The organism is Bifidobacterium catenulatum PV20-2, assembly GCF_000800455.1.
In the GTDB taxonomy this organism is placed as follows: Bacteria; Actinomycetota; Actinomycetes; order Actinomycetales; family Bifidobacteriaceae; genus Bifidobacterium; species Bifidobacterium kashiwanohense_A.
Genome location: NZ_CP007456.1, coordinates 2,315,359 through 2,331,989 on the forward strand (window position 1 = coordinate 2,315,359; position 16,631 = coordinate 2,331,989).

A 16,631-nucleotide genomic window follows, 5' to 3' on the forward strand; every position below is an offset into this window, starting at 1 on the left:
TGCATATACCAATGGAGGCCCCAATCGAAATTGGGGCCTCCATCAGAGAGAAAGGAAGGATGTCAAGTATTGGTTATTTATTCGGTCAGCTTGGCCTTCTCGTTGACGGCTTCAACCGTCTCGACCGTCTTGGCTTCCTCATCGGAGACCTCACCGGCCGCGAGCTTGGCTTCGAGCTGCTCGACGATTTCGGCGTGCATCTTCTCGTTGATCTTCACCTTGAAGGTGAACACCAGCAGGCTGAGCACAATCAGAATGAGCGGCACATAGAAGGCGCAGACTTCGAAGGTGTGGATGTTCGCAGAGGTCATATCGGCTGCAGTGGCGTTGCCGGTCATACCTGCCGCAACGGCGATGAAGCCGGTGATGCCGTTCGACAGGGCGCCACCGATCTTGTCGAGCATCGGGCGGACGGACAGGGTGACGGCCTCGTTACGCTTGCCGTTCTTCAGCTGGCCGTATTCGATGGAGTCGGTCAGGGAGAGGATGGCGGTCATCTGGATGAGAGTGCCCGGTATGTAGAAGAGCACCAGTGCGATGAACACCACGACGATGTTGGTGGAGAAAAGACCCAGCAGAACGTAAGCGACAATCATGGAGATCATGCCACTGATGTACAGGTAGCGGCGTGGGATGCGCTTATTCAGAATCGGGTACAGCGGAGCCATGATGAGGCCGGCCACCAGTGCGATGACACCGGTCGCGGAGTAGGCAGCCTGGTTGTCGAGCACGAACTTGAACAGGAAGAGGAGCACGCCGGTAGTGGCCACGTTGGCGATGGCGTACAGCAGGTAGGACAGGGCGACCCACAGCAGCTGGTCGTTCTGGAACAGTGCCTTGAACGCCTCGAGCGGGTTGCCGTTCTTCTGGGCCTTGGAACGCAGGGCGCTGGTGCTTTCCTTAGTGCCGAAGGCAACGGTCCAAGCAGTGAGGATGCCGAGCAGCATGACGATGATGCCGAATGCGGTCCAGCCGCTCTGGCTTTCGGCATTCTTGCCGGTAAACATGTAGCTGAAGTAGGTGACAATCGGGATGACGAAGATAGTGATGCCGTTGTAGCCGATGGAACCGGTGAAGGATCCCAGAGAGGTGTAGGTGGAACGCTCATGGGAGTCGGAGGACAGCGCCGGAATCATGCCCCAGTAGGAGATATCACGCAGGGAGTAGAACACGTCGAGCACGACGAAGGTGATGACGAACAGCACGATGAACAGCGTGGTGTTGACATTCACCAGACCGAACATGCCGCTGAAGACGATGGCGAGCAGCACGGCCGAGACGGCACCGCCGATGAACTGCCAAGGACGGAAGCGTCCCCACTTGGTGGTGGTGTTGTCGACGATGTTACCCAGCAACGGGTCGATGAAGATTTCTGCGATACGGATAATCACCACAAGGCTGGTGATGACGCCGATAAGCTTGGCCGCCAACGCCTTGTCGACGCCGGAGAACAGGCAGCTGGTCACGTACACAACAAAGTACGTGCTCATAGCGTTGTAGAAGGCAGCTTGACCCAAGTTACCGCATGCGTAGGCAATGCGCTGACCGAGCTTTCCCTTGCGGACTCCACCGTCCGCGGCTGTTGCGTTGCTCATTTTTTTCTTCTCCTCTAAGATAGTTGGAGCCGAGATCACCCATTGATCTTGTATTGCAACTATACGCCGTTTTATAAGCAGAAGTAAAAAACATTAGTAATCAAGGCTTTTGCCGGCGTGTTGCAACAGTTCCCATAATGCAAAACCTATCCGTCACCGACTTAAACACGTTTAACGGGAGTGCTTGAAAAACAGAGGAAACCGTGGCGGTAAATACGATTTGCTTTTTCGGTAAAAAACATTTATCCTTACTAGTAAAGGAAGTTTAGCTTCCGCATCATTCACAACGAAGTAATGAAAGAAAGCAGGGAAACATGACAAATCGTGTTGAGCATGCATCCGAGACGTGGCTGACCGACGCGACTGTGTTCGAGGTCAACCGCACGCCGGCCCATTCCAACCACAAGTGTTTCACGCATGATCCGCAGAGTGGTGAGTACTCCGATCTCACGCAAAGCCTTGACGGAGAATGGCGCGTCGAGATCGTACAGGCTTCCGACATCGACTTCAACGAAGAGCCATTCGTTGCCGAAAACTTCGATGATTCCGCTTTCTACCGCACCCAGGTTCCGGGCCATCTGCAGATGGCAGGCCTGCTGAAGAACAAGTACGTGAATATCCAGTATCCGTGGGACGGCCACGAGAATCCGCTGGAGCCGAATGTTCCGGAAAACAATCACGTGGCGCTCTACCGCAAGAAGTTCGTTGTGTCCAAGCGTCTTGCGGACACCAAGGAGTCCGGAGGAAGCGTCTCCATCGTCTTCCATGGAATGGCAACCGCAATCTACGTGTGGGTCAACGGCCTGTTCGCAGGTTACGGCGAGGACGGTTTCACTCCCAACGAGTTTGACATCACCGACCTGCTGCATGACGGAGAGAACGTTGTGGCGGTCGCTTGCTACGAGTATTCCAGCGCATCCTGGCTTGAAGACCAGGACTTCTGGCGTCTGCACGGACTGTTCCGCTCCGTCGAACTGACGGCGCAGCCCCACGTTCATGTCGAGAACATGCAGCTCGAAGCCGATTGGGACGCCGAGTCCGGCACCGCCTCTCTTGACGCCGCATTGTCCGTGCGCAACGCCTCCGATGCCGCTACCATCTCGGCCACGTTGAAGGATTCCGAAGGCAACGTGGTATGGGAGGCCTCGACCAGCGCCGACGCCAATACCACGTTCGCAAGCGATTCCTTGCAGGGCCTCGAGCCGTGGAGCGCCGAAAGCCCATCTCTGTACGAACTTGAAGTCAACGTCATCGACCAGGCCGGCAACATCGTCGAGGCCGTCGTTCAGAAGGTCGGCTTCCGTCGTTTCCGCATCGAAAACGGCATCATGACCCTTAACGGCAAGCGCATCGTGTTCAAGGGCGCGGACCGTCACGAGTTCGACGCCAAGCGCGGCCGTTCCATCACCGAGCAGGACATGATCGATGATGTGATTTTCTGCAAGCGCCACAACATCAACGCCATCCGCACCTCGCACTATCCGAACCAGGAGCGTTGGTACGATCTGTGCGATGAGTACGGCATCTACCTGATCGATGAGACCAATCTCGAAACCCATGGCAGCTGGTGCCTGCCTGGCGACGTGGTCACCGCCGAGACCGCGGTTCCAGGAAGCAAGGCACGTTGGGAAGGTGCCTGCGTCGACCGCGTCAACAGCATGATGCGCCGCGACTACAACCACCCGAGCGTGGTCATTTGGTCCCTTGGCAACGAGTCCTACACCGGCGATGTGTTCCGTGCCATGTACAAGCACGTGCACGACATCGATCCGAACCGCCCCGTGCACTACGAGGGTGTGACGAAGAACCGCGACTATGATGATGTGACCGACATCGAAACCCGCATGTACGAGCACGCCGATGTGGTTGAGGAATATCTCAAGAACGATCCGCAGAAGCCGTACATCTCCTGCGAGTACATGCACGCAATGGGCAACTCGGTCGGCAACCTGGACGAATACACGGCACTGGAACGCTACCCGCACTATCAGGGCGGCTTCATCTGGGACTTCATCGACCAGGCGATCTATGCCACCCAGCCGGACGGCTCCACCCGTCTGTGCTATGGCGGAGACTTCGGCGATCGTCCGAGTGATTACGAGTTCTCCGGCAACGGACTGGTCTTCGCCGACCGTACTCCCGCGCCGAAGGCCCAGGAAGTCAAGCAGCTGTACTCCAACGTCCATATCGACGTGACCGATCGTTCGGTGTCCATCAAGAACGACAATCTGTTCATCTCGACCGGCGGATACCAGTTCGTGCTGCGCATCCTCGCTGACGGAGAGCCGGTATGGCAGTCCGAGCGTCGCTTCGACGTGCCCGCCGATTCGGCATGCACGTTCGATGTCGAATGGCCGGTGGATCTCTATCGTGCCAATGCCGATGAGCTGGTGCTTGAAGTGTCCCAACGCCTCGCCGAGGCGACCGATTGGGCTCCTGCCGGGTACGAACTCGCCTTCGGCCAGACTGTTGTGGCCGGAACGAAGGCAGCCGAAGACGCGGCTCTGCCTGCGGACGGCATCGTCACTGTTGGCCGTTGGAATGCCGGTGTTCAGGGTTCCGGACGAGAGATTCTTCTTTCTCGCACTCAGGGCGGCTTGGTCTCCTACACGTTCGACGGTCACGAATTCGTGCTGCGTCGCCCGGCGATCACCACATTCCGCGCACTGACGGACAACGACCGTGGCGCAGGCCATGGATTCGAGCGAGCCCAGTGGATGGCGGCCGGCCGTTATGCCCGTTGCGTGGACAATGTCATCGAACAGGTCGATGAAGACACGCTCAAGGCCGTGTACACGTATGAGCTGGCCACGCCGCAACGCACCAAGGTCACCGTCGGATACACCGCCGATACCACTGGCCGTCTGAACCTGCATGTGGAATATCCGGGCGAATCCGGCGATCTGCCCACCATTCCTGCGTTTGGCATCGAATGGACTCTGCCGGTCCAGTATTCGAACCTGAGGTTCTTCGGCGCTGGTCCCGAGGAAACGTACCAGGATCGCAAGCACGCCAAGCTGGGCGTGTGGAGCACCGATGCGTTCAAGGACCATGCTCCGTATCTCATGCCGCAGGAAACGGGCAACCACGAGGAAGTCCGTTGGGCGGAGATCACCGATGAAAATGGACACGGCCTGCGAGTCAGCCGCGCGAACGGTGCCGCACCGTTCGCTGTGAGCCTGCAGCCGTATTCCAGCTTCATGATCGAAGAAGCTCAGCATCAGGACGAGTTGCCGGCTCCGAAGCACATGTTCCTCCGTGTGCTCGCCGCGCAGATGGGTGTCGGAGGCGACGATTCCTGGATGTCTCCGGTCCACTCCCAGTATCACATCCCCGCCGATCAGCCGGTCAGCCTCGATGTCAATCTCGAACTGATCTGACGATCGGATAGCATGCCGCGTCCTCTGCTCATATCAGGAGAAGAGGCCTGATGTCCAGCCCCGAGGGCTAGGCATCAGGCCTCTTTCGTATGGTTTTCATAAAGATGGCACGAAACTGTCCCTGACCACCAATTTTACGGAAAGCCTCACGTGCAATCGTAGGAGCACATTCTTCTCAAACGGTGCCGGACCGATTGAAATAAAACCAGCATGCTTGCTCTTATTCTTGATGAGATCGTTCACATTACGATACTCAGTTACATGCATGCGCTCATCTTCCGCATGCTGGTAGCAAAAAAGATTGCGGACCGCCCTCCCCTATTAGGAAAGACGGTCCGCAACATTTCGTAACGGATATAACGCAATACGTTAACGCCGGATGGATCCCTTGAATGGCTTATCCGGAGACAATGCGACACATCCCATATCAGTCCCTAGAACGTTCAGCGTAATTTCCGTGGGCTTCAGACAGCGCAACGTGTATTCCACTGTCTGATCCGTCCATGTCGCATCCACTTGGATTCCACCTCTTGCACGGAGCGCATGGAAGCTTCCCTCATGCCAATCCTCCGGCAGGGCCGGAAGAATGCGAATCCAGCCATCGTGGCTTTGGACAAGCATCTCCGACAAGGCCGCCGGGAATCCAAGGTTCCCGTCGATCTGGAATGGCGGGTGAGCGCATAATCCGCTGTCGTACACGCCTCCGCCCAGCAGATTGGTTTCAGCGTTCGCATCCACCGGCCGCAGGAACATGCCTATGATTCGTTTGGCATGCTCCGCATCACGCAGACGTGCCCACATGATCATGCGCCATACGATGCTCCAGCCGGAACCATCATCGCCACGCACTTCGAGGGATTTCCTAGCGGCTTCCTCCAGGTGCGGAGTCTGAGACGTGATGCCTGCACCAGGATGCAGTTCGTAAAGGTGGGACAGATGACGGTGCTGTGGATCGGATTCGATGAATTCGTCGTTCCATTCGAGGATTCTTCCATCAGCTCCCAATCGCGTTTCAGCTAGTTGGGAACGGACGGATTCCGCTTCACGGACCAGATTTCTGTCCTCTTCGTCAAGGTTTTCCAGATCGTGAGAAGCCTGAATTAAATCATCAAGCAGATTACGCACGATGGCCGTGGCATTCTCACTGCTTTGCGCAACAGATACCGGTTCTCCGTTCACCAAGAAACAGTTCTCTGGTGATGTTGCAGGGGACGGGGCCAGTCCATGCTTTGTCTCCGATAGGAAATCCATGCAGAATCGCGCGTTGTCCCGCATGATCGGCCAGATGCGGACCAGGTACGATGCATCCTGGTTGAACAAGTATTCATCGAACAGGTTCCGGCACATCCATGCCTGACCGAACGGCCAGAACGACCACATCGGGTCGCCGTTCGCAGGAAGGGCCCTGCGCCAGAGATCGACATTATGGAAGACCGCCGATCCTCGGCAGCCAAGAATCCTGTCAGCGGCGTCGTGCCCCGGCGCTAGCAGCTCCTCATTCATGGAGACGAGCGGCTCGATGAGTTCTTGGAGGGCACATGGGCCTGTCATCCAATAGTTCATCTCGACGTTGATGTTCGTCGTGTAGGCGCTGTACCAGTTTGGGAAGTCCTTATGGTTCCAAATCCCCTGCAGATTCGCCGGCTGGGTGTGTGGCCTGGACGAGGAGATAAGCATATACCGGCCGAAATCGAACATTGCCTCCGCCAGCATCTCCAGACGATGCGGTTCTTTGTTCTCATCCGAGCGAAGGATCGCCGAGAACGGTAGTTCCGTATCGTCATCATGGGCTGAACCGAGATGGATGGCCACCCTGTCGAAATATCTGCGGTAGTCCGCGATGTGGCGGTCGAGCATGGTCTGCAGGTCGGTCGACCACTCGTCGATGGTTTTCTCCAGATGGTCGGCGATAACCGTCATGCTTCGTTCCGGTTGCTGGTCGCTTCCCTTGAATCCGCTCATACTGCGGAAGCGGAGCGATAATCCGGTGATGTGCGAACATTGCAGACTGTTGTCGTCCACGTTGATGTCGCCACCTGTGACGGTAAGGGAGAACGCACCGGCGTACGCCATTCCGGTTCCGTCCTGCTCATCTTCCCAAGGATTTTCGGAAGGATGAGGGAGGAGCCCGATGTTGAGTCCAGGCATCCGGCCCATGACGACGAGTGTGGCCCGATGACCGTCGGATACCGTTTCCAACGAGGCGCGCGACTGTTTGAGGAAAGTGCCGGCGACACTGATGTTCACATCAACCGGCGCATCCGATGACATCCTGTAGACCAACAGGTCATCAGGCTCGCTGCACCATGCGTCGACATGAACGTTGGCATCACCCATCTGGAATGTTTCACCGGCGAGCGCCCTTGCAAGATCCAGTTGGCGTTTCATGCTCTCACGTCCGCTGGCAGGGGTCGAGTACTGAATACGGGCCGTTCCGAATGGCTCGTAAATCTGTTCGTCCTTTTCCTGCAGTGTGGCTTCCTTGATGATTCGCGTGGCGGCGGTGTAATCGTCGCCGAATGCCGCCTGACGTGCCTTGGCCACAATCTCTGGCGTCACCGGCGAGGTTTCCGCGTGTGGATATCCAGACCAAAGGGTGTCGTCGTTGAGATACAGCACATCGGTTTCCGGTTCGGAGCACAGGACCGCTCCCATGCGTCCATTGCCGAGTGGGATACCTTCTTCCCAGCACGAAGAGATTCCATCGAATGTGAGTTTCATGCGTAAAGTCTCCTTGGCAGATTTGCTTATTTGAGAATGCTCTGGATATTGCGGTACTGCTCGTCGGTCAGCTGCACGGCGGGTTCATGGATGGACGTGTCGATTGGCAGTCCCTTCGCCTTGACCGCGCCCTTGATGGCGCTGATGAACAGGTCGGCAGTGTCGTACAGGCGCATCAGATAGGAAATGCGTTCAGCCGATTTGATGGCCGTGGCGTAATCACCGGACTGCCATGCATGATGCAGGCTGACGAAAGTCTCCGGCTCCACATTGGTCAATCCGCATAGCACGCCATTGCCGCCGCTGATTCGGTTAACGGTGTAGTACTCGTCGAATCCGGACAGCACGCTGAACGATGGATTCACCTTACGAACGGCAGCGATGACCTTTCTGGTGTGGCTGATGGTGTCGACGGTGTCTTTGATGCCGATGATGTTCTGGTTCTCCGCTGCGAGATCCGCTACCAGCTCGGGTGTGAGGTCGTTGCCTGTCCTGGCTGGGAAGTTGTACAGAATGACCGGCAGCGTCGTTGCCTTGGCCACCGCAGAGAAGTAGCGCTTCGCGCAATCCGGGGATGGTCCGAAATAGTACGGGGATACTGCAACCAATGCATCGGCTCCGGCTGCTTCGCTTTCCGCCGCCAATGTTCTCACATTGTCTAGGTTGGTGTCTCCTACTCCGACGAGCACCTTCATGCGTCCGGCGACTTTCGAGACTGCGAAACGCACCGCTTCCGCCTTCGTCTTGACGTCGATGGCATAGAATTCTCCGATACTGCCGAACAGCAGCACACCGTCGATGCCCGCGTCGATGAGATGATCAAGGTGCTTGCCCCAATTGTCGTAGTCAATGGTCCCATCCGCGTTCGTGATGGTGATGGAGGGGCAGAACACGCCTTCGAATTGGGCGTTGCAAGTCATGATATTTTCCTTTCGACGATATGGTAGGCGTTCCGCGCATTATTGAAGAAGAAGTCGTCATCCCCCGCGAAACGATTGAGCAGGATTGACAGATGACTGTCGAAATCGGCATATAGACCAACGACAGGCCAATTCGACGCGTACAGCAACCGCTTGTTCGAGAACGCGGCTTGTGCGAGATCGAGCAGGGTTGAGACGAATCGTAGGTCATCGGTGGGATACCCCGATACCTTGACGTACACGTTTGGCAGCTCTCCGAGCCTATGCAGGGCATCGGATGAGGATTCGAGATTGTGAAGATCGGATATGTTGCCCATATGGTCAACGATGACGGTTGCTTCGGGCACCTGCTCACAAGCCTGAGCGAGATCGTCAAGTTCATCCACCCGTACGCATGCGTCGAATGGCATGTTCTTATCGGCCATAAGCTGCAAACCGCGGATGAAGTCATCTTGCAGGCACCGTCCCCGCGGCGATGCCGGCGTATGCAATGGCTCACGAATGCCATGCGCGTACAGCGGCACGCGCATGGCCGGCCCGACGGTGGACCGCATAGATGTTGCCAACAGCAGAGGATCATGGTTTTCGGACAGCAGCCGATCTTCCAATGACGTATCGTCCGTGTCGACTTCCACATACACACCGCCGATGAAATTGACCGCAGCGTCTGGGTGTTGCTCATTATATGAGGCATAGGCGCGTTTGAGGCAGTCCATGTCGTAACGGCGGGTGATGGACCCATCCGTACCGTCAAGCCATGAAAGTGGTTGGACGGATGGGTCCCAGATATGGAAATGCGAGTCGATGATCCTCTGCATGTCGCGCGTCCTAGTCGAGTGCCCTATCGAGGTGGACGTATCCGCCGTCGGGGAAGACCCATTGTCCGGTGGTGTGCGAAGACCTGTCGGACAGAAGGAAAGCCACGGTGTCCGCGATTTCCGAAGTCTCGGTCATGCGGTGGCCGAGAGGAATCCTGTCGGTGATCTTCGCCAACTGCTCACGCTGCGCCTGCTCGTCGCCGAACGTCTTGATCCATTGCGCGTACAGCGGTGTCCACGCTTCGGCCACGACGACGGCATTGACCCGAACCTCGTCCGGGGCGAGAGCGGCGGCCCACTCGCGGGTCAGGCCCAGAATCGCACCTTTTGCCGCGGCGTAGGCACTAGTCTTGCCCTGACCAGTCAATGCGGTCTTGGAACCGATATTGACCACTGAGCCCTTGCTGGCCTTGAGCGCTGGCACGCACTGATGAACCAGCTCGTAATAGTGGGTCAGATTGCCGTGAAGAGACTCCTCGAACTGACGCCATGACGTGGTCTCAAGCGCAAGATTGTCGTTTCTTCCGGCATTGTTGACCACACCATCGATATGACCGTATTTCTTCATGACCGATTCAACAATGGGGGCGATCTCGTCGGTGTTGTTCAGGTCAATCAGATAGGTGTCATACGAATCGGTGATCTGTTCGATATCCTGTCGGAATTCGTCGTCGGCACCATCCGAACGATTCAGCACCACCGGAATGGCGCCTTCTTCGGCCAGTCGCAGCGTTATGCCCTTGCCGATGCCTTTGAATCCTCCGGTGACAATAATCACCTTGTTCTTAAGATGCAGGTCCATCTCAGGTCCTTCCGACTAGTCCTTGTGCAGGTACTTCATGCATTCGTCGAGCTTCATCTCCGTACCGTTGCCCGGAGCGAGCGGTGCAACGTATCGTCCGTTCTTGATGACGGTCGGATGCACGAAGTACTCATGCTGGTTGTCCACGTATTCGACGACGCGGTCCTCCATCTCGCCAGAGACGGACACATAATCGAACATCGCAAGTTGGCTGATGGCTTCGCACAGGCCGACACCGCCCGCGTGAGGGCAGACCTTGACGCCGAACTTCTTGGCGAGCAGGTATTCGAGGACGATTTCCTGGGGGCCGGCGACTCGGGTCGCGTCAATCTGCATGACCTTGAAGCTGCCAGCCTGCAGGTACTGCTTGTACATGACTCGGTTCTGCATCTGTTCGCCGGTGGCCACCGGAATTGGATCGATGGCCTTCTGGATTGCAGCATGTCCAAGCACGTCATCCGGGCAGGTCGGTTCCTCAACCCACGCGAGATCGTAGTCATTGAATTTGCCGATCCATTCAATGGCCTGTGGCACATCCCAGACCTGGTTGGCGTCTACGGCGATGGCGATGTCCGGGCCGACCGCTTCACGGGCGAGCTTGAGCCTGCGCAGATCGTCTTCGAGGTTTTGACCGACCTTAAGCTTGATTTGCTTGAAGCCCATGACCTCGGTCTCTTGCTTGGCCAAACGGACCATCTTCTCGTCGGAATAGCCGAGCCATCCAGCTGCGGTTGAATATCCCGGATAGCCGACTTCCTTGAGGTGGGCGATGCGTTCCGCCTTGCCTTCCTGGGCGGCACGCAGAATCTCGATGGCTTCCTGCGGAGTGAGAGCATCGGTCAGGTAGCGGAAGTCGAGAGTCGCAACTAGCTCTTCAGGCTCCATCTCGGAAAGGAGCAGCCAGAGCGGCTTGCCGGCGCGCTTGGCTTTGAGGTCCCACAGAGCCGAAAGCACGGCACCAATGGCCATATGCTCGACACCCTTCTCAGGGCCAAGCCAGCGTAGCTGCGAATCGCGCACGAACAGATCCCACGCGAGACGCATGTTGTCGAGCAGTTCCTCGACGTTACGGCCGATAAGGGTTTCAGACATGGAGTCGATGGCTCGGACGACGACATCATTGCCGCGGCCGATGGTGAAGACGAATCCGTTGCCGGAATCACCGGCATCCGTGGCGATGACAACATAGGCAGAGGAATAATCCGGATCGGGGTTCATGGCGTCGGAGCCGGAGAAGGTGGCCGATGTCGGGAATCGGAAATCATAGGTGGTGACTTTGGTAATAACGCTCACGATGCGCTTCCTTCTTTGGAAAAATGTTTAATCTCAAAAAGGGAGGGCGGCCATTCGGCCGCCCTCCCTAGCGGTGGCGGGCAACCGGATGTCAGTCGGCGTCAGTGGTGACCTTAAAGCCGTTGTCTTCCGCGTATGCCTTGAGCTTCTGCTGAGCCTTGGCCATGGCGCCTACCAGATCGCCGTTCTCATTCATCTCCGGCACGATGACGTCATTGAACACGACCTCCACCTGAGACATGAACGGGAGATACTCCCAATCGGTATTGACGTTATCCATGGAATCGAAATAGACCGAGTTAACGTCCGTATTCGCGAAGTATCCATCGGTTTCTTTCTTCTCGCGCACCGTCTTATCGTCCTGATAGACGGAAGCCGCCATGAAGTAATTGCCGCTGTTGGTATCCTGCCAAGACTGGATGGCGTCCGGAGCGGAATCGAGCCAGTTGATGAAGGCAAGGGCTGCTGCTTGCTTTTCCTTCGGGCATGCCGCAGCAACGCTCATCATGGAGCCGACGGAGGAGGACTGGAAATGCTGGTTGTTCCAGGATGGCGGAGTTGTGACCACCATCTTTCCCTTGAGGCTCGGGTTCTGGTCCTTATACATGTTGCCCATCCAGTTTTCGCTGATGAAGGTGGCATAACGGCCATCGTTGACCGAACGGTTGAACTCGTCAGTGTAGACGGTACCGCCTTCAAGGACGCCATCCTTCAGGCACTTCTGCAAGAATTCCGTGAATTCCTTTGCTTTTCCGCTGTTCATAGTCAGTTCGACGTCGTTCACGGAATTAACCTTCCACAGACGCGCTCCAACGGAGCGGTAGAGGTTGGTGAAGATGGAGATGTCAGATCCCAGGATTCCCATATACTTGTTGGAATCTTCTTTGTGGAGCTTCACGCCCTCGTTGTAGATATCTTCCCAGCTTTCTGGCACCTGCAGGTTATGTTCGTCCAGGATATCCTTTCGCACATAGTTGGCCAATGGCGTGGCATCCTGTGGCACACCGTAAAGGCCGCCGGCGTAATGCACCTGAGCCCATGCAGTCTTGGTGTACAACTTGCTCCATGCCTTGTCGATGCTGTCGTTGGCAAAATTCAGCAATGCGCCCGAAACCGCAAACTGCTGGAATTTATTAGCGCTCATCTGTACAACGTCGGGGATGTCTTTATTGGCCTGAACGACATTCTGGAACTTGGTGAAATGGTCGGCAGCGGCACCGGTGTTGACAAATTTAATCTTGATATGCGGATACTTCTCCTTGAATGCCTTGACGGTGGGCTCCATCTGCTTGGCGGAATAGGCCCAAACGGTCAGCTCGACGTTCTTCGACGTATCGGTCAGAGCGCTTTCCACTTCCTTCGCGGTCACTTCGCTCTTGGCCTGGCTTCCGTTGGTGTCGGAACCACATGCCGAGATCCCGGCCGTCATTGCCAGCGCCGCGATAGCGGCCACAAGCCTGACACTCTTCTTCTTCATGATTACTCCTTTGTGTGTCATGAATTACTATTTTGTTGTTTTTTCAAAAGGACGGATGCCGCACGGTCACCAAGGCAACGAATGGGTGATCGTAGGGACCGTGCGGCCGAGGGTTCACTGCTTGACAGAACCGGCCGCGAGGCCAGACTGCCAGTACTTCTGCAGGAACATGAATGCGATGATCAACGGAACAACTGCGATAAGCGAGCCCGTGATGATGAGGTTGTTCGGAACCTGACCGTTGGCAGTTCCCTGGGCACCCATCTTCAGCCACATGTTCAGACCGACTGTCAACGGGTAGTCGTTGGTGTCCGAGAGCATAATCAGCGGCAGGAAGTAGTTGTTCCAGACGCCAACCAGCGTGAACAGCAGTACAGTGACGAAACCTGGAGACAGCAGCGGGAAACCGACCTTCCAGAAGATGGTCCAAGTGCTTGCACCGTCCAGTTTCGCGGCTTCGATCAGCGAGACCGGAATCGAGGTCTGCGCATAGATGATCATCAAATACAAGCCGAACGGCGTAGCCAGCTGCGGAATAATCACGGCCCATGGAGTGCCGACCAGCCCGATCTTCGAATACATGAGGAACAGCGGCACGGTGATTACCGTAGAAGGAATTGACATGAATGCCAGAGTGACGGCCAGCAGGGCGTTACGTCCGGGGAATCGCATGGTGGCGATGGCATACCCAGCGAAAGTGGCAATGATGGTTGCACCAACACCTGCTACCGCTGCGTACATGATCGTATTGAACAGCCAGCGGGTATAGGCGCCATTCTGGTAGGCGAATGTGTCTTGCACGTTCTGCCAGAACACATTCTTGTCATCGAACCACAGACCAAAAGAGCTGAAGATGCCCTCACTGGTCTTTGTGGAAGAGAAGATGACCCACAACAGCGGCACGAGGCAGTAGATGACCATCAAAGCCATAATGATGTGCAACAGCCAGTTGAGCACACGCTGCTTACCAGTCAGTTTCGGAGCCGGCTCACGCTGCTGCATGCGCTTGTAACGCTTGCTTGCCTTGAGCGCCAGCTTGGCATCCCTGCGCTGGAGCGACTTGGCACGAGGTTTTGCGATTGCTTCACTCATCACTTGTTCTCCCACTTGTTGCCGATGATCTTAACGACGGCGACCAAGGCCATGACGATGATGCCGACGACCAGAGAGACGGCAGCAGCATAGTTGACGTTCTGACCATTGAATGCGAGGTTGTAGGTGTAGATGTTCGGCGTATAGCTGCTGTTGATCACGTCCGGGGCAGAAGTACGCAAGATGTTCGGTTCGTTGAACAGCTGGAGCGTACCGATTACAGAGAAGAGGACTGTCATCACGATGGTGCTCTTAATCTGAGGAATCTTCACGGACCAAGCGATGCGCAGCTCCGAAGCGCCGTCAATACGGGCAGATTCGTACAGGTCGTTCGGAATGCCGATCAGTGCAGAATAATAAATCAGCATGTTATAGCCAAGGAAGCACCAAGTGCAGATGTTTGCGATGGCGAATAGCATGAGCTGCTTCGACAGCATATTAGGAGCCGTTACGTCAAGCATGCCGGCGATTTGTCCAAAAAGACCATACTTATCGCCGTAAATGTATCCCCACATCAGCGCTGCAATGACGCCTGGGACGGCATAAGGCAGGAACAGCAGGATTCGCGGCACTGCGATATGGCGAATTCTCTGGGAGTCCAAGATAAGCGCCGCTACGAGGGACAGAATCAGATTCATCGGAATCTGAATCGCCGCGTAAATCAGCACATTCTTAAAGCCGCCCCACAAAGCCTCATCCTTGAATGCTCGGATGAAGTTGTCGAAGCCCGCGAATGTGGTGCCGCCGAGAAGGGACTGCTTGAAGAAGCTGAGATAAAGCGCGTAGAACATCGGGATGATCATGCCGAATAGGAAGACCAACACGTATGGAAGACAATACAATATGCCTATGTACTCGCGCTTCGGCTTGCGCATCCCGGAAGTATCCGGTTTCGCCGTTGCATTTGTCATAGTTTTTCTCTTTCTTCTTAACCCGTCTGAATGAGCCTGCCAACAACATCGTTGCCATTGCCGTTTCATCCATCGGTACGTTCAATATACAAGGTTCTGCAAAAAAGAGCAAATAAAACTTCGCTGCGCGTGGCGAAATTTTCTTTATCTTGTTTTTCCACCTTAAAAAGGGCTTTATTGCAACGATATATGCATATCATGCCCATCAAGAAAACAGCGGGCAATCGATGTTCGCGATACCCATTTCCGCTATATAGGTAGCAACACGCCGATAAAAAATCTATTCTAAAGTAACGAAAATTTCGCTATTCTATAGGTAACGTTTTTGCAGCGTCGCGTACGAAAAGAGAAGGGTCATGACCACGATCAAAACAACAAACAGACCGAAGGTCTCCGATATCGCCCAAGCGGCGGGAGTATCCCCCGCCACCGTGTCCAAGGTCATCAACGGCCGTGATGGAGTCTCCGACGAGACCCGCGATAGGGTGGAACTGCTCCTCGAGGAAGCCGGGTTCCGTAAAAAACTTCCCACAACCAAAACCATGCGGTCAATCGAACTGGTCGTCAGCGAAATGACCAACAACGGATCCATGGAGATGGTCAAGGAGACAACTTCATACGCCAGAGAGTTTGGCATCGGCATCACCGTAAGCTGCGCCAGACCGGATTCCGAGGAATACTCAACAAGAAACGAGGCCAGCAGCTGTCTCCGTAACGCCATCGAACGCAACCCACTAGGCGTCATACTTCTCTTATCAAATATCTCATCGGCCGAGGAATCGCTACTGCAGACGAGGAACATCCCATATGTAATTGTCGATCCGGTCGGCCAGGTCTCCGCTGACGCATTGGGGGTGGGCATTGATAACTGGACCGGAGGAATGCTCGCCACGCAATATCTCATATCATTAGGGCACCGACGAATCGCCGTCATCACCGGCCCCACCAATTCACAATCCTCGCAAGCGCGACTTAGCGGATACATGGCGGCGCTGCAGAAAAACGGCATCAGCGCGGATCCGCATCTCATCAAGGTTGGCGACTACGTATCCGACAAGGCATACAAGGCGGCATGCGATCTCCTGGAAATGAGGGAGCAGGACCGACCGACCGCCATCTTCGCGTTCAACGATCTCGGCGCGATCAACGTCTATCGCGCCGCCCGACAGCACAGCATCAGTCTGCCCGAACAGTTATCGATCATCGGTTTCGACGATGTCTATCCTGCGGCAAGCATGTGTCCATCCCTGACGACCATCAGGCAGCCATTCGATCTCATCGCCAGACAATGCATCGATCTGATTCTCGAAGCGCGGGAAGGAAAGGTAGACCAGAATTACTTCATTCTTCCCACACAGCTCGTCGAACGTGAAAGCTGCACATCGCCATCACTGCTGTAACATGCAACGGCACTCAGAATCAGCTTCCGCGAAGCACCCATGCATATGCAATCCACCTCTGTCACAAGCATTTACTTCTGTTTACCAGATGAAAATACAAAAGAAGCGACGAAACCGGCGAAACCCCGCACCAGAGGGATGCTTACAATGAAGCCACAACGGAACAAACGGCTCCACACGAAGCATGAACCAACAAACGAAACGACGAGCCGCGTGAAAGGA

General features: G+C 55.6%; 12 protein-coding genes. 2 read left to right on the forward strand and 10 right to left on the reverse strand.

Annotated elements, in window-relative coordinates:
* Positions 1-77: 77 nt before the first annotated feature.
* Entirely contained in the window at positions 78-1,595 is a 1,518-nt protein-coding gene (locus tag AH68_RS09835) for a glycoside-pentoside-hexuronide (GPH):cation symporter (protein ID WP_039199554.1), read from the reverse strand.
* Between the two features lie 100 nt (positions 1,596-1,695).
* Positions 1,696-1,815, reverse strand: coding sequence for a hypothetical protein (locus AH68_RS11370; protein WP_472924262.1), 120 nt, complete (start codon positions 1,813-1,815; stop codon positions 1,696-1,698).
* A 94-nt stretch (positions 1,816-1,909) separates the two neighbouring features.
* Between AH68_RS11370 and lacZ the strand changes: the two genes are divergently transcribed.
* Positions 1,910-4,975, forward strand: coding sequence for a beta-galactosidase, LacZ type (gene lacZ / locus AH68_RS09840; RefSeq protein ID WP_039199556.1), 3,066 nt, complete (start codon positions 1,910-1,912; stop codon positions 4,973-4,975).
* 369 nt (positions 4,976-5,344) lie between these two features.
* Here lacZ and AH68_RS09845 read toward each other — a convergent pair whose 3' ends face one another.
* The 8 genes from AH68_RS09845 to AH68_RS09880 all read right to left on the reverse strand — a co-directional run bounded on the left by AH68_RS09845 (position 5,345) and on the right by AH68_RS09880 (position 15,009).
* Positions 5,345-7,696: a glycosyl hydrolase family 95 catalytic domain-containing protein gene (locus AH68_RS09845; protein WP_039199558.1), complete on the reverse strand. Its 2,352-nt coding sequence runs from the start codon at positions 7,694-7,696 to the stop codon at positions 5,345-5,347.
* 26 nt (positions 7,697-7,722) lie between these two features.
* On the reverse strand, positions 7,723-8,616 hold the full coding sequence (locus AH68_RS09850; RefSeq protein WP_025299929.1) for a dihydrodipicolinate synthase family protein: 894 nt from the start codon (positions 8,614-8,616) through the stop codon (positions 7,723-7,725).
* Positions 8,613-9,434 (reverse strand): amidohydrolase family protein, encoded by an 822-nt coding sequence (locus tag AH68_RS09855; protein ID WP_039199564.1) that lies wholly within the window; start codon positions 9,432-9,434, stop codon positions 8,613-8,615. Before AH68_RS09855 ends, AH68_RS09850 begins: the two co-directional genes overlap by 4 nt.
* Before the next feature lie 10 nt (positions 9,435-9,444).
* Positions 9,445-10,236: an L-fucose dehydrogenase gene (locus tag AH68_RS09860; RefSeq protein ID WP_039199566.1), complete on the reverse strand. Its 792-nt coding sequence runs from the start codon at positions 10,234-10,236 to the stop codon at positions 9,445-9,447.
* Between the two features lie 15 nt (positions 10,237-10,251).
* The gene (locus AH68_RS09865; protein WP_033501881.1) at positions 10,252-11,529 is read right to left on the reverse strand and encodes an enolase C-terminal domain-like protein; all 1,278 of its coding nucleotides are present in this window, start codon (positions 11,527-11,529) and stop codon (positions 10,252-10,254) included.
* 91 nt (positions 11,530-11,620) lie between these two features.
* Complete coding sequence (locus AH68_RS09870; RefSeq protein WP_039199569.1) at positions 11,621-13,006, reverse strand: ABC transporter substrate-binding protein; 1,386 nt, start codon at positions 13,004-13,006, stop codon at positions 11,621-11,623.
* Positions 13,007-13,120: 114 nt separating this feature from the next.
* Positions 13,121-14,098 (reverse strand): carbohydrate ABC transporter permease, encoded by a 978-nt coding sequence (locus tag AH68_RS09875; RefSeq protein WP_039199571.1) that lies wholly within the window; start codon positions 14,096-14,098, stop codon positions 13,121-13,123.
* Positions 14,098-15,009, reverse strand: a complete 912-nt coding sequence (locus AH68_RS09880) for a carbohydrate ABC transporter permease (protein WP_039199572.1) — start codon at positions 15,007-15,009, stop codon at positions 14,098-14,100. The genes AH68_RS09875 and AH68_RS09880 overlap by 1 nt, the downstream gene beginning before the upstream one ends.
* Positions 15,010-15,365: 356 nt before the next feature.
* On the opposite strand from AH68_RS09880, the gene AH68_RS09885 reads away from it, so the two are divergent.
* Positions 15,366-16,409, forward strand: a complete 1,044-nt coding sequence (locus AH68_RS09885; RefSeq protein WP_039199574.1) for a LacI family DNA-binding transcriptional regulator — start codon at positions 15,366-15,368, stop codon at positions 16,407-16,409.
* Positions 16,410-16,631: the final 222 nt, after the last annotated feature.

Bases quoted from the DNA above. Each gene is read 5' to 3' on its own strand.
- AH68_RS09835 (WP_039199554.1), bottom strand. From the start codon at position 1,595: ATGAGCAACGCAACAGCCGCGGACGGTGGAGTCCGCAAGGGAAAGCTC.
- lacZ (WP_039199556.1), top strand. From the start codon at position 1,910: ATGACAAATCGTGTTGAGCATGCATCCGAGACGTGGCTGACCGACGCG.
- AH68_RS09845 (WP_039199558.1), bottom strand. From the start codon at position 7,696: ATGAAACTCACATTCGATGGAATCTCTTCGTGCTGGGAAGAAGGTATC.
- AH68_RS09850 (WP_025299929.1), bottom strand. From the start codon at position 8,616: ATGACTTGCAACGCCCAATTCGAAGGCGTGTTCTGCCCCTCCATCACC.
- AH68_RS09855 (WP_039199564.1), bottom strand. From the start codon at position 9,434: ATGCAGAGGATCATCGACTCGCATTTCCATATCTGGGACCCATCCGTC.
- AH68_RS09860 (WP_039199566.1), bottom strand. From the start codon at position 10,236: ATGGACCTGCATCTTAAGAACAAGGTGATTATTGTCACCGGAGGATTC.
- AH68_RS09870 (WP_039199569.1), bottom strand. From the start codon at position 13,006: ATGAAGAAGAAGAGTGTCAGGCTTGTGGCCGCTATCGCGGCGCTGGCA.
- AH68_RS09875 (WP_039199571.1), bottom strand. From the start codon at position 14,098: ATGAGTGAAGCAATCGCAAAACCTCGTGCCAAGTCGCTCCAGCGCAGG.
- AH68_RS09880 (WP_039199572.1), bottom strand. From the start codon at position 15,009: ATGACAAATGCAACGGCGAAACCGGATACTTCCGGGATGCGCAAGCCG.
- AH68_RS09885 (WP_039199574.1), top strand. From the start codon at position 15,366: ATGACCACGATCAAAACAACAAACAGACCGAAGGTCTCCGATATCGCC.